The 18514-nt window shown below is 68.7% G+C and carries 18 protein-coding genes and 3 pseudogenes; 7 read left to right on the forward strand and 14 right to left on the reverse strand.

Going from position 1 to position 18514, the window contains the following annotated elements; all coding sequences use genetic code 11:
• Window positions 1-433: 433 nt before the first annotated feature.
• On the forward strand, window positions 434-559 hold the full coding sequence (locus ABT288_RS13615; protein ID WP_351606333.1) for a hypothetical protein: 126 nt from the start codon (window positions 434-436) through the stop codon (window positions 557-559).
• Window positions 560-722: 163 nt separating this feature from the next.
• Here ABT288_RS13615 and ABT288_RS13620 read toward each other — a convergent pair whose 3' ends face one another.
• Both ABT288_RS13620 and ABT288_RS13625 read right to left on the reverse strand, forming a co-directional pair.
• Window positions 723-1004 carry an HIT family protein gene (locus ABT288_RS13620; RefSeq protein WP_351606335.1) on the reverse strand — a complete coding sequence of 94 codons (282 nt, stop codon included), beginning with the start codon at window positions 1002-1004 and terminating at the stop codon, window positions 723-725.
• Between the two features lie 358 nt (window positions 1005-1362).
• A complete protein-coding gene (locus ABT288_RS13625) occupies window positions 1363-2967 on the reverse strand; it encodes an FAD-binding oxidoreductase (protein ID WP_351606337.1) in 1605 nt (534 codons plus the stop codon).
• A 68-nt stretch (window positions 2968-3035) separates the two neighbouring features.
• Between ABT288_RS13625 and ABT288_RS13630 the strand changes: the two genes are divergently transcribed.
• A complete protein-coding gene (locus ABT288_RS13630; protein WP_351606340.1) occupies window positions 3036-3674 on the forward strand; it encodes a TetR/AcrR family transcriptional regulator in 639 nt (212 codons plus the stop codon).
• A gap of 28 nt (window positions 3675-3702) precedes the next feature.
• Here the strand turns inward: ABT288_RS13630 and ABT288_RS13635 are convergent, their stop codons facing one another.
• Together ABT288_RS13635 and ABT288_RS13640 are read right to left on the reverse strand one after the other, a co-directional pair.
• Window positions 3703-4773 (reverse strand): recombinase family protein, encoded by a 1071-nt coding sequence (locus ABT288_RS13635; protein WP_351606343.1) that lies wholly within the window; start codon window positions 4771-4773, stop codon window positions 3703-3705.
• Between the two features lie 947 nt (window positions 4774-5720).
• Window positions 5721-5897 (reverse strand): hypothetical protein, encoded by a 177-nt coding sequence (locus ABT288_RS13640; RefSeq protein WP_351606346.1) that lies wholly within the window; start codon window positions 5895-5897, stop codon window positions 5721-5723.
• Window positions 5898-6052: 155 nt separating this feature from the next.
• On the opposite strand from ABT288_RS13640, the pseudogene ABT288_RS13645 reads away from it, so the two are divergent.
• Window positions 6053-6320, forward strand: a pseudogene (locus tag ABT288_RS13645) (IS5/IS1182 family transposase); the annotation flags it as partial.
• A gap of 538 nt (window positions 6321-6858) precedes the next feature.
• Here ABT288_RS13645 and ABT288_RS13650 read toward each other — a convergent pair.
• The 3 genes and pseudogenes from ABT288_RS13650 to ABT288_RS13660 all read right to left on the reverse strand — a co-directional run.
• A pseudogene (locus ABT288_RS13650) lies at window positions 6859-7176 on the reverse strand (acyltransferase family protein); the annotation flags it as partial.
• 175 nt (window positions 7177-7351) lie between these two features.
• Window positions 7352-8416, reverse strand: coding sequence for an alpha/beta hydrolase (locus ABT288_RS13655; protein ID WP_351606349.1), 1065 nt, complete (start codon window positions 8414-8416; stop codon window positions 7352-7354).
• Window positions 8417-8517: 101 nt separating this feature from the next.
• On the reverse strand, window positions 8518-9483 hold the full coding sequence (locus ABT288_RS13660) for an alpha/beta hydrolase (RefSeq protein ID WP_351606351.1): 966 nt from the start codon (window positions 9481-9483) through the stop codon (window positions 8518-8520).
• A 174-nt stretch (window positions 9484-9657) separates the two neighbouring features.
• Here ABT288_RS13660 and ABT288_RS13665 point away from each other — a divergent pair, with 174 nt between their 5' ends.
• From ABT288_RS13665 to ABT288_RS13675, 3 genes are all read left to right on the forward strand, one after another.
• Window positions 9658-10116 carry a MarR family winged helix-turn-helix transcriptional regulator gene (locus tag ABT288_RS13665; protein WP_351606353.1) on the forward strand — a complete coding sequence of 153 codons (459 nt, stop codon included), beginning with the start codon at window positions 9658-9660 and terminating at the stop codon, window positions 10114-10116.
• 164 nt (window positions 10117-10280) lie between these two features.
• Window positions 10281-10403 carry a hypothetical protein gene (locus ABT288_RS13670; protein WP_351606443.1) on the forward strand — a complete coding sequence of 41 codons (123 nt, stop codon included), beginning with the start codon at window positions 10281-10283 and terminating at the stop codon, window positions 10401-10403.
• Window positions 10400-10585 (forward strand): hypothetical protein, encoded by a 186-nt coding sequence (locus ABT288_RS13675; RefSeq protein ID WP_351606444.1) that lies wholly within the window; start codon window positions 10400-10402, stop codon window positions 10583-10585. The genes ABT288_RS13670 and ABT288_RS13675 overlap by 4 nt, the downstream gene beginning before the upstream one ends.
• Here ABT288_RS13675 and ABT288_RS13680 read toward each other — a convergent pair.
• The 7 genes and pseudogenes from ABT288_RS13680 to ABT288_RS13710 form a co-directional block, all read right to left on the reverse strand.
• Window positions 10517-10939 (reverse strand): annotated as a pseudogene (locus ABT288_RS13680) (hypothetical protein); the annotation flags it as partial. The gene ABT288_RS13675 and the pseudogene ABT288_RS13680 sit on opposite strands and share 69 nt — an antisense overlap.
• Before the next feature lie 696 nt (window positions 10940-11635).
• Complete coding sequence (locus ABT288_RS13685; RefSeq protein WP_351606435.1) at window positions 11636-12745, reverse strand: alpha-hydroxy-acid oxidizing protein; 1110 nt, start codon at window positions 12743-12745, stop codon at window positions 11636-11638.
• Between the two features lie 120 nt (window positions 12746-12865).
• Window positions 12866-13663, reverse strand: a complete 798-nt coding sequence (locus tag ABT288_RS13690; protein ID WP_351606437.1) for a class II aldolase/adducin family protein — start codon at window positions 13661-13663, stop codon at window positions 12866-12868.
• 104 nt (window positions 13664-13767) lie between these two features.
• Entirely contained in the window at window positions 13768-14646 is an 879-nt protein-coding gene (locus ABT288_RS13695; protein ID WP_351606355.1) for an alpha/beta fold hydrolase, read from the reverse strand.
• A complete protein-coding gene (locus ABT288_RS13700) occupies window positions 14643-15245 on the reverse strand; it encodes a TetR/AcrR family transcriptional regulator (RefSeq protein WP_351606357.1) in 603 nt (200 codons plus the stop codon). Before ABT288_RS13700 ends, ABT288_RS13695 begins: the two co-directional genes overlap by 4 nt.
• Before the next feature lie 559 nt (window positions 15246-15804).
• Window positions 15805-16167, reverse strand: coding sequence for a winged helix-turn-helix transcriptional regulator (locus ABT288_RS13705; RefSeq protein ID WP_351606360.1), 363 nt, complete (start codon window positions 16165-16167; stop codon window positions 15805-15807).
• A 240-nt stretch (window positions 16168-16407) separates the two neighbouring features.
• Complete coding sequence (locus ABT288_RS13710) at window positions 16408-17238, reverse strand: enoyl-CoA hydratase/isomerase family protein (protein WP_351606363.1); 831 nt, start codon at window positions 17236-17238, stop codon at window positions 16408-16410.
• 434 nt (window positions 17239-17672) lie between these two features.
• Between ABT288_RS13710 and ABT288_RS13715 the strand changes: the two genes are divergently transcribed.
• Entirely contained in the window at window positions 17673-18380 is a 708-nt protein-coding gene (locus ABT288_RS13715; protein WP_351606365.1) for a maleylpyruvate isomerase family mycothiol-dependent enzyme, read from the forward strand.
• Window positions 18381-18514 lie beyond the last annotated feature (134 nt).

Raw genomic sequence — 18514 nt, forward strand, 5'->3', positions numbered from 1 at the left:
TCGCCCAGGCCTCGCGCCGGCTGAAGCCGGACGGCCCGGTGCACGCCGACCTCACCACCCCCCTCGCGGGCCTGCGCACCTTGGGCGGGGAGGTCGGCGATGTCGAGGTGAGCGCGAAAGGCGTGCACGCTCAGCACGCCGTGCTGGATGTGACCATCCGCCTGAAAGACGTCACGACGAGCGGCGACAGCGCCGGCGGCACCGCAAACGCCACCGTGGGATACGACCAGGTGACCCGCCGCCTGGGCGCGCTGGGCAAGGGCCTGACCGCCGGCGGCCAGGACGGCCACCTGATCCTCACAGGGAGCGTCGGCCGCTTGGGCCTGCCTTTCACCGTGCGGGCGACCCTGGCCACGGCCGGAGCGCGGCCGTCGACGACCTCCCTGACCTGCCGGCCACCTCCGGGCTCCGCGATGAACTGGGGCCCAGGACCGTGGCCGTCACCGGCCTGCCCCACGGCGTCGCGCTCACCTCGGCGCACGCCGGCGGCGACGGCCTCGTCCTCGGCTTCTCCATCGCCGCCGGACCGACACCGGGCACGGACCGGAAAGCCGCCTGACCGTCCGAGCTGCGGCCGCCCGGGAGACGGCCCCCGGCCGCCCGCCGCTGACGGTCGACGGCAACTCACACCAGCCTCGCTCAAACGCTGCCTGGAAGACGGCCATCCTCCCGTGGCGACGCCCCTCCGTGGGCCGGCCGCCGGACGGCGCCGGTGGCCTGGCTCAACTTCTGTGGTGCTTGCCGGCCGTCAGTGCGTCGGCGAGTTGTACGGCCGGGTCACCGGCGAATCGATGGTGCGACAGCCCGGTAGGCCAGGTGGGGATGCCATCGTCCGGCCACCGCGGAACGACGTGGAAGTGCAGGTGGCGTACCGACTGTTCCGAGCCCGGACCACTCGCGTCGAGGACGTTCACCCCAGTCGCGTTCAGCCCGGAGCGCATGGCCCTTGCCAGACGCTGGACCAGCTCGACTGTCTCGGCCAGTACGTCGGTGGGCGTGTCCAAGACGTCTACGGGCTACCCATTGCGCACTGTCTTCGTGCATGAGCCGGCAGAAGGGGCACGACATGCAGACGACACTGCCACACGCCGCCGGCTCGCAACCGATCGGTACTCTTACGCTCGCGGCACCACGGAAGTTGAGCCAGAACCCGAGAAATGACAGCCCCTGGGGCTTGACCTTTCGGTCCGGGCGCGGTGAGGCCGGAGACGCGACTGCGGGGTGCCGGTGTCCGTGTGGGGTGGCGGTGTCCGGCGGGAGATGGGCGGCTTGAGGACGCCGCCGCCCGTGTCGGGCTGTCCGGGGCCGGCGCGGGAGAGTCGTTGCGGCAGTTCCGGCCGCCTTCGCCTGATTGCTGTCTTGTCAGTCGAGCAGGACGCCGGGGTTGAGGATGTGGTGGGGGTCCAGGGCGTGCTTGGCGGCGCGCAGTGCCAGCGCGAAGGGTTCGGGGCGTTGGAGGTCGTAGCCGGGGCGGTGGTCGCGGCCGACGGCGTGGTGGTGGGTGATGGTGGCGCGGTGGCGGTGCAGGACGTCCATCGCGGCGGCTTTGATGTCGTCCCAGATCTCGGGCTCGTCGCCGGGCCGGCCGGCGACTGCGACGGTGAAGTAGGGTGCGGCGCCGTCGGGGTAGACGTGGGTGAGGCGGCAGTTGACGGTGGCCGGGTGTCCGGTGGCCTTCGCGGCGGCGGCGCCGACCTCGGCGCGGACGGCCTCGATCAGGGCGGGTATCTTCTCCCAGGTGGCGGCGGTCTCGAAGGTTTCGACGACGGCGCCCATGCGGGCCAGACCGTCGCGCAGGTAGGGCATGCGCAGGAACGCCGCGCGCCAGGCGCTGACGGCTGCGTCGGCCGGGGCGTCGCGGTCTGCCGCATGTGTCTCGCCGCGGCCGCTGTGGGCGCGGGCCAGGTCCACGGCGCTCGCGAGGCGGTCGTCGACGGGGGTGGTGGCGGACTCGAAGCCCAGGATCAGGACGGCGGAGCCGTCGTGGGAGGCGCCGGACAGCAGCGCCTCGCCGGGGTCGAGCAGGCGGCAGTTGGCCGGGGCGAGGTCGGACCGGGCGATGACACGTACGGCGTCCAGCGCGCGGTGGAAGTCGGCGAAGGCCACGGACGCGGAGGCTTTGTGGCGGGGGCGTTCCTGCAGGCGCATCCATGCCTCGGTGATGACACCGAGGGTGCCCTCGGAACCGAGGAAGAGCCGGTCGGGAGACGGTCCGGCGCCGGATGCGGGCAGCCGCCAGGAGGTGCCCGCTGCGGCGGGTGTGACCACGCGCAGGGACTGCACGAAGTCGTCGATGTGGGTGTGGACGGTGGCGTAGTGGCCGCCGGCCCGGGTGGCGAGCCAGCCGCCGAGGGTGGAGAACTCGAAGCTCTGCGGGAAGTGGCGCAGGGTCAGGCCGTAGGGGCACAACTGGCCTTCCAGCACGGGTCCGAGCGCTCCGGCTTGGATGCGGGCTGAGCGGCTGGTGGTGTCGATCTCCAGGACGCGGTCCATCGCGGTCAGGTCGAGCGACAGGACTGCGTGGTGGGTGTCACCGCGGTACTCCACGCCGCCGACCACCGAGGAGCCGCCGCCGAAGGGGATGACGGCCACGCCGTGCTCGCCGGCCCAGTCCAGCAGGTCGGCCACGTCCTGGTCGCCGGCCGGGTGGGCGACGAGGTCGGGGATCCGGCGGGGCCGGCCGCGCAGGGCCCGGATGACGTCGCGGTAGGCCTTGCCCATGGCGTGGGCGGCGCGCGCCTGGGGGTCGGCGGTGACCAGGTGTGCCAGGGAGGGCGGGGGCGTCGCGGCGGGGCGGCCGATGGGCAGGTCGGCGATGCGGGGTATCGGCAGCGGGCGGGCCAGGGTGCCCGGCAGCAGGGCACCCATCGCGGCGCATTCGGCGTCGTCGGGGTGGGCGTCGGCGTAGCCCCAGCCCCACCAGGAGCGGGTGCGGGAGGTGCGGGGGTCGGTCGCGGTGGCAGGCATGGGTGCGCTCCAGCGGGATCCAGGGAATTTACCCGTCAGTAAATTACCCTAGGGTAAGATCTGGTTCCATGACAACGCCCCCCTCCAAGGCCGGCACCAAGGGCGTACCGAGGGCCACACGCGAACGACAGGTCCTGGCCGCGGCCACCGAGGAGTTCGGCCGCCACGGCTACGAGGCCACCACCGTGGCCGCCATCGCCACCCGCGTCGGCGTCACCAAACCACTCCTGCACCACTACTTCGGCAGCAAGCAGGACCTCTACCTCGCCTGCCTCGACCCGGTCGGCGACCGGCTGCTGGCCGCCATCCGCGCCGCGATGGCCGAACACGACGCCGACGCCCCGCCCACGCCCCTGCGCGTGCTGCACGCCCTGTTCACCGCCCTCGACGGCCGGCGCGAGGCATGGTTCGTCCTCTACGACCCCACGCTGCCGCCCGACAGCGAAGCCGCCCACCGCGCGGCCCACTACCGCGACGCCATCGACGACCTCGCCGCGACCGGCACCGCCGACCTCCTGCACACCGCCGGAACCAGCGACCCCCTCGACGCCGACGCCCTCAAACACGCATGGCGCGGCCTGTGCACCGCCCTGGTCCGCTGGTGGATCAACCACCCCGACCAGTCACCCGACGCCATGACCCGGCGCTGCGCACGTCTCCTGGGAACCGCCCACACCATCCTCTCCGCCGGCGACGACAGCGCGTGAGCCAGACCGACGCCCCACGCCCTTGCCGTCACAACTCGTGAACATCCGACTCCTTATAGCGATACGGAATCGAGGGCCTCGACCTGACGGTCGCGGTCCTCGTTGCGTGGTCGTACGCGATCGTGATGCCCAGAGCCTCGTAGAGTGGCTCTTTCTTCTCGGCGTCGGCGGCTTGGATGCGTTGAGCGATGTCTCCGAACCTTTCAGTAATCGCCCGGATCTGGTCTGCCGTGAGGGGTGGTTCCTTCCTTCGGGTGCCGGTGGGCAGGGCGTCGAGCTTCTTCTGTGCCGCTTCCCTGTCGCGTTGCGCGTCGTTGATCCACTGGGTGACGACGGCTGGGTCGGCTCCAGAGTCGAGGGCGGTCTGGTAGCGGGCGAGGCGCCGCTCGCACTCCTTGATCGCCTGGCGGGCTTGAGCCTGCTCGGGGGTTTGTGGCTGTGCAGAGCTTGCCGCGATGCCGGCCTGGCTGAGTGCGGTGATGGGGGCGGTGAGCCGGTCCGGGGCGAAGGCCCGAGCGATCCATGCGTCCAGTGCCCGGCAGATGATGTCTTCGCGCAGGTTGATGGTGCGCGGATGATCGAGCCCGGGGTAGAGGGCCACTTCCTGTTCCTTGTACTCGCATCGGTAGTAGACGCGGTCGCGGATCGCCGAGGGCTGCATCTTCCGTCCGCACAGAGTGCATCTCACCCGTCCTCGCAGGACGTAGGCCCGTCGGCTGCTTCGCCGGTTGGGGCGTTCCTGCCGCTGGTAGACGCGGGCGCGCTGCCTGCGGGCCCGCTGGGCGGCCTCGAAGAGTTCCTTGGGGATGAGCGGGGTGTGTGCGGGTTCGTTGGACCAGATCCACTCGTCGGTGGGGTTGTGGGTCATGGTGGTGCGGTGACCGAGGGTGACGTCGTCGATGTCGGTGAGGCGTTCTTCCTTGCGCTGCTTGTTCCACACCTCGTAGCCGTTGTGGCGAGGGTTGTGGAGGATCGCCCTGACGGCACCGGCCTGCCATGCCTTCTTCGCTGCCGGAGGGCTCCACGGGCAAGGCGCCTGCTCCCGCCGGGTGAGGCGGTCGCGGGTGTGACGCCACTCGCTTGGAGGGCTGCGGGGCACCGGACAGGTGGCGGAGCGGATGAGGCAGTGCGCCTCGATGCCGACGCATCGGACTTCTCGCCGCTTTTGTGCGCGGTGAACCCGTACGGTTCCCTCATCGAGTGGCTGCTGTCCGGGACTGGTGCAGCTGATCGGGGTGCGGCGAGTGTCTGCGCTACGGGTTCCTCACGAGTGCCGGGTTGCTCGAGAGGCGGGGCCGGGGCGGTGTGGGTGGCGTGCCACAGGTCCGGCCGCCGATCGGGGCCGTTCTTGATGCCCCGGTTTCGGTGGGCCAGATTTCGCTTCTCGAGGGCGACGAGGGCCTTGAAGGTGCTGGAGCGGGCGACGTCGGCGGCTTGGGCGATGTCGTCGACGGTGGCGGAGTCGGTGAAGGTGACGAGTTGGGTGTAGACGTGAATGACGGCGGGGGACAGCCCCGTCAATCGGTCGCTGATCGTGGTGTCGGACATGAAGAGGGCCTCGCTTCCCGAAGGGCTTGTGGAGTGAGGTCCCCGGCCGGGGCGCGGTCTCGGGGGGCCGCTTGTGTCGCCGGCGCGTGCGCATCGCGAGTGTTCCGGACGGACAGGCCGATGCATGGGAACGCGGTGGTCTCCGTAATCCCGGTTGACGCGTCGGCCGCGACCATGGACGCTCGGACGCGGCCATGACGTCAAGCGTCGGTCAGCCGATCGCGTCCGCCCACATGATCGGCGCGCTGATCGGAAACGGCTGGCGTCGAACGACCGTCGTCGCCCGAGTTGGGAGATCGACGACCCTGTTTGTCAGCTGGTTCTTCGTCTACTGGTGGTGCCGGGTTGATAGGCTGCTGACCAGCGGAAATGGCCTCGAAGTGGGAGAGCGGCTCTCTGGCTCGCGAACGTTCTGGATCTTGATCCGCGACCGCACCGGAAGGGGGGCTCTACCATCCGGAGAGCGTTTGGCCAGCCGGTCGAAGTCGGCCCGGAACTTCATCCTCGGTCTTCCGAGGCGAACTTCACCCGGTCCTCCCCGAGCCGCCGCTCGAGGACCATGAACTGGTGGCGCAGGACGAGAATCTCCGCGTCCTTGTCGCGGTCGCTCATCGGTAGCAGCCGCAGTGCGGCGAACGCGTTGGTGATGGTCAGGTAGGCGAGACGAAGCAACACGGGTGCTCATCCTGCCTCAGCGCCGAACAAGCCCCTGACCTGCATGGATGACATTCTCGGCAGGCGCAGAGTCCAATTGCCGGCCCATTCCGTCACAAGGAGCGGGCGTCGCCTTCGTCCTGGCGGCATGGACCACGAGACTCTCGGCCATACTCCGCTGGCTTGCGGGATCACCAAAGTCACGTCCCAGGCACTGCTCCGCCGGCCTGCCCAGCGCCGTGCTCGCGACGGAACCGTCAGTACCTGCGGCGTCGGCAGATCCGGCACACGATTCCCGAGCGGCGGGACCAGCGGGCCAACCGTAAGCGGCGCGGCAGCCGGGGCGGTCGCCCCGCTGGATTCGACCGGGCTCGGTACGCCCGCAGGAACGAAGTCGAGCGGACCATCAACGGGCTCAAGGACTTCCGGGCCGTGGCGACCCGGGCGGAAGCGGTAGGGGATTCCGCAAGCCGTACGCACGAGCGATCCTGGAGGTATGGCCCGCCGTCGGCACTGCTGCGTCTGCGGCGCCGTGCTCCCGAAGAACGCGATACAGCGGCGCCTGTACTGCGGCCCGGCCTGCCGGGCCCAGGCGTACCGGGGCAGACAGGTCACCATACGGATCGGGGCACTGGGCGGGCTGCTGATGAGGGCCAGAGCCACCGAGGATGGCCACCTGCTGCGGCGGCTGCTGTGTCCGGTGTGCGGACGCATGACCTACGCGGCCGGGTCCCGACGCCGAGACGCCAAGTACTGCTCTGCCCGCAGTCGAGACCGTGCCTACCGGCGTCGGCAGCGTCAGTACCGTCACGTCAAGCCGTCGGAAAAGCGAGCTGTACCGACGGGTACGACGCCCTGACCCCACGCAACGAGAAACCACTGCGCGACCCGGCTGACCGCCGCCGCCAGTGACCCCTGTCTGACCTGCTACGAAACCAAGATCAATCTCACCGATACTGGCTGTTCCGTCGGTCCAAGGCCGGTAGAAGCGCCGCAACGACAGCGAGCCGGTCGGCCCGGCCTCCCGGAGCAGGCCCGAGGTGATGAGGAAACCGGAGATGACGAAGAACACGTCGACTCCGACGTAGCCGCCGGCAATGAACGGGATTCCGGCGTGCGCGAGTACGACGAGCGTGACGGCCAGCCCGCGCAGCCCCTGGATGTCGTGCCGGACGGAAGGATCCGTCGGACGGCCGCCAGGCGATGCGCTCGCATCGCGCCCGCGCCGTGGCCACCCCTTGGCCTGCAGGTCGGGCTCACTGTCTCGCAGCAGGCGGGAGGCCGTGGAGTTGTGCGTCATGCCCTTGGACTGTCCGCCGGGCGGAGGGTGTCCCTGCGATGCGGAACACGGATCCATGCCGATGAGACGGGCCGGAACTTGACGGGGCGTGCGGACAGGCACGGGATGCTCGGGAGTGTGGGGCCGGCCTGTTGGGTCGGCCCCACACTCTCCGACAGGGGGCAGGCATTGCGTGTCAGTGGAGCGTGTTCCGCAGGAAGGTGTTGGCCTGGGCGACCGCTGCCTGGGCGGCGTTGGTGTTGCGCAGGGCGTTGAGCATCGCGAAGTCGTGGATGGTGCCGTTGTAGCGCACGGCGGTCACGTCGTTGCCGGCGGCGCGGAGCTTGGCTGCATAGGCTTCGCCCTCGTCGCGGAGCACGTCCGCCTCGTCCGTGATGACCAGTGCCTTCGGCAGTCCGCTGAGCTGATTGAGGGTGGCGCGCAGCGGGGATGCGAGGATCTGGTTGCGGTCCTTGGTGTTGGGGGCGTAGGCGTCCCAGAACCACTGCATGGCCTTGCGGGTGAGCCATGGGCCGCCTGCGAACTCGCGGTAGGAGGCGTCGTTGAAGGCGGCGTTGGTCACCGGGTACAAGAGGACCTGGCCGCGCAGCTTCGGCCCGTGCTGTTGCTTGTCCATGAGACTGACAGCGGCGGTCATGTTGCCGCCGACGCTGTCGCCGGCGAGGGCGATCCGGGAACCGTCGACGTTGATCTCGTTGCCGTGCTCGGCGACCCACTTGGTGGCGGCGTAGGCCTGCTCGATGGGGATCGGGAAGTGCGCTTCGGGGGCGGGTGTGTAGTCGACGAAGATCACGGCAGCGTGTGCGCCGTTCGCGATCTGCCGGACCAGGCGGTCGTGGGTCCCCTCGTTGCCGAGCACCCATCCGCCGCCGTGGAAGTACATCACGACCGGGAGCCTTCCGGTCGCTCCGGCGGGCCGGACGATGCGGATCGTCACCTTGCCGGTGGGGCCGATGGGAAGAGTGCGGTGAGAGACGTCTGCCGGGGGCAGCGGAACAGGGCCGGACTGCGCGGCGTCCAGGGCCTTACGGGCTTCGGCGTACGACAGGGTGTAGATGGGGGGATTCTTGGCCGCCGCATCGGCGAACACCTGGGCGTCGTGCTCCAGCACGACCGAGGAGTGCCCACTCGACGAGCCGGGGGAGGCGAGAGCGTTGCCGGCCGCGACGATTCCTGCGACGAAGGGGACGGTCGCGGCGAGCGCGATCTTACGGCCGATGCGGGGGGAGGGTGCGGACATGACGGAATATCTCCTGGTTGTACGGTGTGCGGTCGGCGGCGTGCCTTGCGGTCGAACGCTTGCTGGCTGCAGATGGATCAGATCGGGTGGGTGCTGCCTGGTCAGTTGGTGCCCAGAACGTCGCGCAGCGTGGTGATGGCCTGGGTGATGGCGGCCTCGGCGGCGTGGGTGCCGCGCAGGGCGTTGAGCATCACGAAGTCGTGGATGATGCCCTGGTAGCGCACCGCCGTGACCGGGACGCCGGCCTCGCGCAGCTTGTTGGCGTAGGCCTCGCCCTCGTCGCGCAGCACGTCGGCCTCGCCGGTGATGACCAGCGCCGGGGGCAGACCGGTCAGCTGCTCGGTGGTGGCGCGCAGCGGGGACGCAGTGATCTGGGCGCGCTCACTTTCGTCGGTCGTGTACTGGTCCCAGAACCACTGCATGGCGTCCCGGCGCAGGAAGTAGCCCTCGGCGAACTGGTGGTAGGAGCCGGTGTCGAAGCTGGCGTCGGTGACCGGGTAGAACAGCACCTGCTGCACCAGGGGGACGTCGCCGCGCTCCTTGGCCATCAGGGTCAGCGCCGCGGCCATGTTGCCGCCGACGGAGTCGCCGGCCACGGCGATGCGGGTGGCATCCAGGTTTTTCGAGGCGCCGTCGGTGACGATCCAGCGGGCGACGGCGTAGTTCTGTTCGATGGCGACCGGGTAACGGGCCTCCGGAGACAGGTCGTACTCGGGGAAGACGACGGCGGCCCGGGCGCCGACGGCCAGCTCGCGGACCAGGCGGTCGTGGGTGTGGGCGTCGCCGAAGACCCATCCGGCGCCGTGGATGTAGACGATCACCGGCAGCACGCTCTGAGCGTCGGCGGGGCGGACGATGCGGGCCTTGACCGATCCGGTGGGACCGCCGGGGACGGTCACCCACTCCTCGGCGATTTCCGGCTTGCTGATCTCGCCGGACTGGACCTCGTCGACGGTCTTGCGGCCTTCGACCGGCCCCAGGTCGAACAGGTACGGCGGGTTTGCGGTGGCCTCGGCGAAAGCTGCGGCGGCAGGCTCCAGCACCGGGCGGGTGGTGGTCTCGGACATGGGGCGCTCCTCATGGGGAATGGCGGCGGGCGGTAGGGCCGGCCGTCCGGGTGGGCTGACTGGAACAGTACTGCACGATTTAGTCGTGCACAACTTAATCTAGCGCTACATAATCGTGAGCGCCTGGAAGGGTAGGATGGGGTTCGCTGATCATTCGATGTGAGGACCGGAGCCATGGACGAGACCGGGCACCAAGCCGCTGAGCCGGGCTCGCTCCTGCTCCAGGACCAGCTGTGCTTCGCCTTGTACGCCGCCTCGCGGGCGGTCACCGTCCGCTATCGGCCCCTGCTGGACGATCTGGGCCTGACCTACCCGCAGTACCTGGTCATGCTGGTGCTGTGGGAGCAGGACTCCATATCCGTCCGTGAGCTGGGCACCGCGCTCCAACTGGAATCCAGCACCCTTTCTCCGCTGCTCAAGCGCCTGGAAGCCGGTGGCCTGATCCGCCGTGAACGACGCGCCGAGGACGAGCGGTCCGTCTCCATCCACCTCACCCCGGCTGGTGCGGATCTTCGCGATAAGGCTCGTACCGTCCCTGCGGCCATCGGCGAGGCCATGGGACTGACTCTTGAGCAGGACGCCATGGCCAAGCACTTGCTCCGCCTGCTCACCAGGAACGTCACCGGTACTTGAGCTACCGGGCGAGCGAAGCTTGTGGGGTGTCTCTGCATTCATCGTCGAAGCACCGGGCCTGCGGCGCGGGAAAAATCGCCCGACAATGCGGGAAACGATCTACACAGAGGTTGCATCGGCCCTGACCAGGGAATTCCGTCGGTGCCCCCTGTTCCCCGGCCGACTTGGTGGCCACCACCGCCGAGAACGCCGGCATCCGCAAGACCGCTACCGGCGACCTGCCCGCCCCGCCCGCGAACGTCGCGAAGTTGCGGCCCCGCGCCGCCCGCATCCTGCCCGACGCATGACCCGCGCCTACGTCACCGATGAGCAGTACGAACGCTGCGTTGGCATCGTCCAGCGGCGCGAGTTGGCCCCGGCCTTGATGCGGCCGATGCCGGTTGAAGTGGCGCGCGTAGTCGTTGAGGACCTTCTCGGCGTGGCCGCGGTCGAAGATCGGGAGCCGGTCGGTGCACTCCTCGCGTGCTGAGCGTGCGAACTGCTCGGTGCGGGGATTGCAGTTGGCGGAGCGCGGAGGGATTTTGGTGACGTTGATGCCCTCGCTGGCGAAGACGGCGTCGAGGCTGGCGGTGAGCTTCGTGTCCCGGTCGTGGATCAGGTGAGTGAAGTCGGATGCGCGGTTGCTGAGTTGCCATATCAGCTGTCGGGCCTGCTGGGTGGCCCAGGCCGCGGTTGGGATGCGCGATGGCCCCGAGGAGGTGGACGGTTCGGGTGCGGACCTCCATGACGAACAGCGGGTGCAGCCGCTGGAGGCCGACCGTGTCGACGTGGAAGTAGTCGGGGCGCGGAGGCCGTGGGCCGGGCCTTGAGGAAGGCGGTCCACTCAACGCGCGCCGATTGTGGGCGAGGGGCCGGCCCGAGGCCGGCGGTGCGTGGGGTGCGGCGGACGGTGGCCGGGCTGGGCCTTGTGCCCGAGACGGCGGAGTTCGCCGTGGACACGCCGGAAGCCCCATCGCCGGTTCTCGGTGCCGAGCCGGACGACCAGGTCGCACAGCTAGTCGGGTAACGGCGGGCGTCCCGGCGAGGCTGGTTGTGTCCGCTTGTCCTTGATCAGACGTTGGTGCCAGGCCAGGAGGGTGCGCGGGGAGACGATCGGATGCTGGCGTACCGCCCGTGGGAGGAGTCGGGCGAAGGTGGTGAGCAGTGCCCGGTCGGGCCAGGTGGGCTTGGGGGGCCGCGACCTGTCGGCGCAGTACCGCGACTTCGTGTCGCAGGATCAGTATCTCGGCCTCCTTCGCCGCGGAGGATCGGGACAGCAGGACCAGCCACGCGAAGATCCGCGTGGCGATCAGGCGGAGCATTCGTACGAGCACAAGGTCCGATGGCGCCCGATCGGTCCGTGGAGCGTCGCCCCAGGTCACGGTCTGTGCAGCCATTCTGAAGCGGTACGGGGTTCCGCGGCAGCCCATGGCCAGGGCGACGCCGCAGGCGCGTACGGCGTCGGAAGCCAGGACCTTTGGCGGACCTGTACGACCGGGAAGCCACCGCGCGCGTGGCTGGCACAGGCTGAACAGCTGGGTCACGGACGTCGCCGCAAAGCCGAGGGGCTGAGGTCTGCGATCTTCGGGTAGCCGTCGACCGCCATGAGGAGGTCAGCCTCCGCAAGGAGGGATCGCAGCACGTGGATGATGCCGTCCTCGCCGCCCAGTGCCAGCCCGTAGACGTAGGGCCGCCCCACCGCTACCGCTCGCGCGCCCAGCGCCAGGGCTTTCACAACATGGTCCCCGGAGCGCACACCCGAATCGAAGATCACCGGAGTCTCGCCTGCGGCTTCGACGACATCCGGCAGCATGTCGAGTGAGGCAAGGCCACCGTTGGCCTGGCGTCCACCGTGGTTCGAGCAGTAGATCCCATCGACACCGCCGTCGATGGCCCGTTGGACGTCCTCGGGATGCATGATTCCCTTGAGGATCAGCGGCAGGTCGGTCATGGAACGGAACCAGGCGAGATCGTCCCACGTCAGGCGCGGGTCGCCGAAGGTCATTGCCCAGGATCTCACTGCGGCCTGGAGGTCCTCTTCCGGGGGCTTGGCCAGCCGGGACCTGAAGACCGGGTCGCTGAAGTAGTTTTCAAGGGCCAGCCCTCGCAGCTGGGGGAAGTTCGAGCGGCTGAGGTCGCGAGGCCGCCACCCCGGGATCCAGGTGTCCAGCGTGACGACGATCCCCTTGAAACCCGCCTGCTCGGCCCGGTGCACCAGGCTCTCGGCAAGTTCCCGGTCATTCGGGGTGTAGAGCTGGAAGAAGCCCGGGGTGTCACCGAACTGGGCAGCGACATCCTCCATCGGGTCGACCGTGAGAGTGGAGGCGATCATCGGCACGCCAGTCCTCGCCGAGGCTCGCGCCACGGCCAGGTCACCGTGGCCGTCCTGCGCGCACAGGCCGATCACACCCACGGGCGCCATCAACAGCGGGGACGGGAGGGTCAGCCCGCACAACTCGATGGACAGGTCGCGCTGGGCTCCGTCGACGAGCATCCTCGGGATCAGCCCCCAGTCGTCGAACGCCGAGACGTTGAGGTCCTGAGTGCGCTCGTCGCCCGCCCCGCCGGCGACGTAGGAGAGGAGCCACGGGTCCAGCGCCTTGGATCCTCGCTCCTCCAACTCCGCGTAGGTCATCGGCATCTTCGGCATGATGCCGGAGAGCCCGTTGAGGTAGATATCGAACTGGTAGTCGCCAAAGTTCGACACGTGGTTTCCTGCCTCCTCCTGGTCGGTTCTGGCCCGGCTGGCCGGTCTTGCTCGGTCGGAGCCTCAGTCGAACAGGTCCGGCGAGGAGGCGATGATCTGGTCCCACAGCGGACGGAACTGGAACCAGCCCGCGAGGGGCCCGCCGATCTGGGTGCGGACCTGCTCCGCGGTCTCCCGGTCGATCTCGTCGGGGGTGCCGGCGGCCATGGCCAGGAGTTGCGCCTGGCACGACCGTTCCATCGTGATGAACCACCACGCGGCGGCGGCAACGGACTGACCGACAGTCAGCAGGCCGTGGTTCTTCAGGATGACGGCCTTCGCCGAGCCGAGTGCCTCGCCGATGCGGCGCCCCTCGTCGGCATCGCTCACGACTCCGCGATAGTCGGCGTAGAGGCCTTGGTCCTCGAAGAAGGCGCAGGCGTCCTGGGTCAGTGGTGCCAACGGGATTCCGAGTGCTGAGAACGCCTTGCCGTGGAGGGAGTGCGCGTGTGCGGCGGCGACGGCGTCGGGGCGGGCCTTGTGGACCTCGGCGTGGATGCAGAAGGCAGCACGGTTCACCGGGCGCTTGCCGTGCAGCAGATTGCCTTCATGGTCGACACGGACCAGGTCGGAGACCTTGATCTGATGGAAACTCATCCCGAACGGGTTGACCCAGAACGTGTCGGGGAACTCGGGGTCACGGGCAGTGATGTGCCCGGCGACCCCCTCGGAGAAGCCCAGCTTGCCGAAAACCCGGAAGGCGGCGGCGAGTTCCTGCTTGCGTACTTCGCGCTCCTCTTCGACCGAGAGCCCCGTGGGCGGGAGCGGGAGATCGAAGTCGTCGGGGATCGGGCCGATGTTGGCCCGGATCAGGTCGAGCATCTCGGGGGCGTGGCGCTGCTGCGTGATCGTCATGGTCTTCGTTCCTTTCGATGTGTGGAGACGTGGTCAAGCCGTGAGCGCGGTGACAGGGATCCGTGCGGACTTCAGCCGTTTCCTGCCGTGGCGAGGATCAGTGAGGCGACGCGTTGCGGCGCCTCCAGCGGGGGCCAGTGTCCGACGTCCGCAAGGGCGTGGAGTGTCGCGTTCGGCATGCGTTCGGCGATCAGCTCGGCGATGTGGGCGCCCGCGACGGGGTCGCGCAGGCCCCAGATGAAGGTCTTGGGCAGATCGCTGGTCTCCATGGCTTCCACCCATCGGTCGCGGTGGGCAGTCCGGTCGGTGATGTAGTGGATCAGCCGGTGGGAGTTCAGGTGGCCGTCACCGTGGCTCATGCTCTTCCACATCGCGGCTGCGTCGGCGCTTGGGTCGTAGTGCTCGGCGAAGGTCGGTGCGAGGGCGGCGGCCATGAGTTCGCCGGTCAGTGCTGCGCTGAGCTGGGGGCCGGATTCCGGGTCGAGCAGCGCCGTCTGGGCCGCTTCCGGTCGGTGGAGTTCGGGGTAGATGCCGCCGTTCAACAGCGTCAGGCTCGTGATCCGACTCCTCAATGACCCGTCGGCGCTGCGCGCGAGCAGCTCCTGCGCCACGGTGGCCCCGTAGTCGTGCGCCACCAGATGCGTCGAGGTCACCGCCTCGTGCTGCCACAACGCGACCACCAGGTCGGCCTGCTCGTGGATCGAGTAGTCGTGATCGGCCGGCTTCTCGCTCGCGCCGAAGCCGAGGAAGTCCGGTATGAGGAGGGTGTGGCGAGCGGCGAGAACAGGTACCGCCTGGGCCCAGTCATGTGACGAACTGGGGAACCCGTGGAGCAGGGTCATCACGGGGCCGCTGCCGATGCGGCGGACGAACACCTGGCGGGGGACTCCGGCGACGGCGAGCGGGACCAGTTCCCCTTCGGACCACCATTGCTCGATACTGGCCGTCATCGGAGCCCTCCGAACAGTGCGGGCAGGAACCGGCGCTCCAACTCGCCGTGCGGGAGCGCTGCCGGTTCCACCAGGCTTTGTGCGAGTCCGCCTTCCCGGACGGCGACGACGAGGCGCAGCAGCATGTCGAGATCCGTCTCGGTCACCTTGCTCGGTGTGGTGGCGAGGAGTGGTGCGAGCAGCTCCGCGATTGCCGCCCGGATCGCAGCGTCGTGGCGGGCGAGGGCTTTGGCCGCCTCGGGGTTGCGGATGGCGTGGAGCGTGAACTCGGTGGAGATGAGGAACCAGGTTCGGGTCTCCTCGTCCACGACGCTCGCCAGCTCGATGAACGTGGCGACCGGTTGCTCGGAAACGACGGCTTGCTCCACCGCCTCACCGAGCTGTTTGAGGACGATCTCGGAGCGTCGAGTGAACAGCGCAAGGAAGAGTTCATCCTTGGATCCGTAGTTCGAATAAAACGCGCCGGTCGTGTAGCCGGCCCGTGCGCACAGCTCCGCGATCGAGACACCGTGAAACCCGCACTCGGCGAACGCCTGCTCGGCTGCGTCGAGCAGGCGCTCGTTCGTCTCCCGTCGTCTCTTGGTCACGCGTTGTGTCATGCATCCCACCTGTTCGCGTCAAGGCGCTCGACGATGCCGGATAGTGCTCCCTATCGGATAGGTACTCCTATCCGATAGGGAGCACTATCCAATGAGGGTGGCGGTGACGCAAGGCCCTCGACGGCAGTGTTCGAGGCCGAGGACGCTCTTCGAACCGAGCAGGCTGCATCGGGCCAGGTAGTCCGCCTGTCGGCGCAGCCGGTCACGGTGAGGGCGTGTTCGGGCGCTGTCACGTGTCGGTTGTGTGGATGTCTGACGGTGCGTCGAGGCGTGGTGCGGCCGGGTTCCGACTCGCTGCTCAGGCTGTGGTTGTGGTGGGCCGACCGACCGCGCCGATGATGTGCTCCCAGATCGCGAAGCGGATGTTCATCACGGCTCGGCGATCGGGGGGCGGTCATCAGGTGGCGGCGGAGCTGGACGCGCGGGGAGATGCCGTTCAGCGCTGACAGGAACCGCTTGGCCCGCCCAGCCGGCGGAGCGGAGGCGGTGTTGACACTCCCGATCACGTTGGCCGTGCGGGCGAATCGGCAGATCCGCGTCGGAACAGCAGGTACTGCGACTAAAAAGACCAAGCAGCGTGAACGCGCGACGAAGGGCCCTCGCGGATCTCGACATGGTGAGCATTCAACGCGGCTGACCGTTCGGTCCGGATGGACGTGGGCAGTGGCGCTCCCCCCACTGGCAGGGCGGCAAGGACGATGAGTAGCTCCTCGCCGGCTGGTGTGAGGTGGTATCTGATGCGGTTTCTGATGCCGGGCTCCTGGTAGGTCTGCTTTCGCAGGACTCCGGCGTCCACCAGTTTCTTCAAGCGGGTGGTGAGGAGGTTGGATGCGACTCCCAGTGCCGACTGGATTTCGGTGAAGCGGTGTCTTTCGCTGAAGATCTCGCGGATGATCAGCAGGCTCCAGCGCTCGCCGAGCACTTGCGAACTGCGTTGTACGGAGCACCACGGTTCGTCGGATGCCGTACCTTCCGCCCTTCTCGTCGGCCGACCGGACCCCAGGTCGGAGGCTGCCCAGGGTTCGGCCGGGACTGGTTACGGCGATCTCGGAGAGGCGCTGTCCGGGCTGTGGTTTCCACGTCGCCTGGCGTGCTCACTCATGCCGGACTTCGCCGGCTTTGGTGAGGGCCGGGTCCCGCTCTGGGCGCTGTGTTGCAGGTGTCAGTTTCGGTTGCTCTCTGCGACCTGCTTGCCGAGGTCGAGTTCGATGCCGTCCGGCTTCTGCAGGCCTCCTTCGAAGAGGCGCCGGACGCGGTGTTCGTTCTCGGGCCGTCCTACCGTTTGGAAGTAGGCGGACAGGGCGGATCCGAACTCTTCGTCCGGAATCCGGGCGCTCTCGTCGATGAGGGCCTTGGTTCCGGCTACGGCGACCTTGTCGAACCCTGCGATGCGGCGGGCGAAGGCATCGACGAAGGCGTCCAGCTCGCCCTCGGGAAGGACGCGGTTGACGTAGCCGTATTCTGCCGCCAGTTCCGCTGGGAAGTCGTCGGCCCCGAGCAGGATCTCCATCGCGCGGTCTCGGCCCACCAGCCTGGCCAGGTGCCCCGTCGCGTTTCCGCCGGGCACGGCCCCGACACCGACCTCGAACTGCCCCAGGATCGCGCGGTGTCCGGCGAAACGGATGTCCGTTGCCAGCACGAACTCACTTCCCGCTCCCCGGGCGCGTCCCTTGATCGCGGAGATCGTGACGGCCGGAACCCTGCCGAGGCGGATGAAGTTGTCCGCGTAGGGGTGGAGTCCTGTGGGGCCGGGCTTCATGGCGGCTATGCGCGACTTATCCGCCAGGAAGTCGAAGTGCGCCATGAAGAAGTCGGGGTTGTCGCTGTCGAAGACGACCACGGTCAGGTCAGGCGCCTGCTCGATGCGGTCCACCAGAGCGGCGAGCTGCTCGATGGTGTCCACGTCCATGAGGTTGATCGGGCCGTTGGAGAAGGTCACCTTCCAGTAGGACGGCGATGCTTCGGCCACGTGGAACTGCTGTGCGTTTGTCATGCGCCGCAACGTAGCTGACTATAATTTTAAAAGTCAACCCTGGCGGACGAAGGGTTGCCATCGATCGACTGCGTTTGCCTGCGGCGGAGATCTGACACCCCGTGCGGCTTGGCGCTGGTCCTGCCGGTCGCACGCTGCGGGCGCGGCTGACCGGTGTCGAAGTGGCGGAACGAAACCTCGGCCGGATCGAACGGGGGAGTCGGAGGTTGCCCTCCGTGCCCGCCACCGAGCTCACCGGGAAGGTCTGACTTGCAAAATACTAGCCTGCCGTGCATGCTTCCTTTCGGCCTCAGGGGCGGTGTTCACCCGATCGCTTCCTGAAAGCAGGTCTCGTTCCCTGGCGGCCGAGGCAACCGCCGTCATCAGGTCCCGCCTTACCGGAGGTCACCGTGAATCAGCCCCCCGCTCCGCTGCCTCTCGCTACCGGCACGTATTTGGCCACCCTGCGTAAGGAGGCGGCCGCACTAGAGCAGTTGCTGCGCGTCGCGGATCCGGCCACCCCGGTGGCCACCTGTGGCAGTTGGAGCATGCACGACCTGGGCATCCATCTGGGCCAGGCGTCCCGCTTCGCGGCGGCCCTGCTGCAGACCGGGCAGTTGCCCGGCGAGCAGTTCGCCCCGCCGGCCGGGCAGGAGATCGCCGACTGGTACGCCGGGGGCGCGGCCGCAATCCTGGCCACCCTGGAGGAGACCGACCCCACCACACCGGCCTGGGCGTTCGGCTTTGAAGACGCGGTGGCGGCGCTCTGGTTCCGCCGTGTTGCCCAGGACACGGCGGTCCACCTGGTCGATGCCCAGCTGGCCACCGGCGCCGACGTGCACGTCGATCCGCTGATCGCAGCCGATGGCATCGATGAGGTGTTCGCCGTGATGGTTCCCAGGGTCTGGCGCAGCGGCGAGCAGAAGCCGCTGCCGGCACCCGTGGCGCTTCACACCACCGACACCGGACACAGCTGGCTGATCCAGCCCGGCGACATGCCGCAGACCCTGCCGGTGGACTCGGGGCCCGCAGCGGCCACGGTGAAGGCTCCCGCAGCCGAGCTGCTACTCGCCCTGTGGAAGCGGCAGCCCGCAAACCCGGAATGGATCAGCGGTGACATCGCCGCGGCCAACGCCCTGCTGACGGCCACGTTGACACTCTGACCGCCCCTGCTCTTCCGTCTTCGGCACCCCCAGCTGTCCCGGGGGGAACCGGAGCACGAAGCCGTGTGCGCAGAACCGGGCGACGGTCCGCCGGACCGCGTCCGAGAACGGCGCCGACAGATCAAGACTCGTGG

The sequence above is a fragment of the Streptomyces sp. NPDC001093 genome (assembly GCF_040298985.1).
GTDB lineage: Bacteria > Actinomycetota > Actinomycetes > Streptomycetales > Streptomycetaceae > Streptomyces.

Excerpts from the sequence above, each read along its gene's own strand:
- ABT288_RS13655 (WP_351606349.1), bottom strand. The coding sequence starts at position 8,416 with ATGTCCGCACCCTCCCCCCGCATCGGCCGTAAGATCGCGCTCGCCGCG.
- ABT288_RS13630 (WP_351606340.1), top strand. The coding sequence starts at position 3,036 with ATGACAACGCCCCCCTCCAAGGCCGGCACCAAGGGCGTACCGAGGGCC.
- ABT288_RS13675 (WP_351606444.1), top strand. The coding sequence starts at position 10,400 with ATGACCCGCGCCTACGTCACCGATGAGCAGTACGAACGCTGCGTTGGC.
- ABT288_RS13685 (WP_351606435.1), bottom strand. The coding sequence starts at position 12,745 with ATGCCGAAGATGCCGATGACCTACGCGGAGTTGGAGGAGCGAGGATCC.
- ABT288_RS13695 (WP_351606355.1), bottom strand. The coding sequence starts at position 14,646 with ATGACGGCCAGTATCGAGCAATGGTGGTCCGAAGGGGAACTGGTCCCG.
- ABT288_RS13700 (WP_351606357.1), bottom strand. The coding sequence starts at position 15,245 with ATGACACAACGCGTGACCAAGAGACGACGGGAGACGAACGAGCGCCTG.
- ABT288_RS13690 (WP_351606437.1), bottom strand. The coding sequence starts at position 13,663 with ATGCTCGACCTGATCCGGGCCAACATCGGCCCGATCCCCGACGACTTC.
- ABT288_RS13710 (WP_351606363.1), bottom strand. The coding sequence starts at position 17,238 with ATGACAAACGCACAGCAGTTCCACGTGGCCGAAGCATCGCCGTCCTAC.
- ABT288_RS13665 (WP_351606353.1), top strand. The coding sequence starts at position 9,658 with ATGGACGAGACCGGGCACCAAGCCGCTGAGCCGGGCTCGCTCCTGCTC.
- ABT288_RS13660 (WP_351606351.1), bottom strand. The coding sequence starts at position 9,483 with ATGTCCGAGACCACCACCCGCCCGGTGCTGGAGCCTGCCGCCGCAGCT.
- ABT288_RS13625 (WP_351606337.1), bottom strand. The coding sequence starts at position 2,967 with ATGCCTGCCACCGCGACCGACCCCCGCACCTCCCGCACCCGCTCCTGG.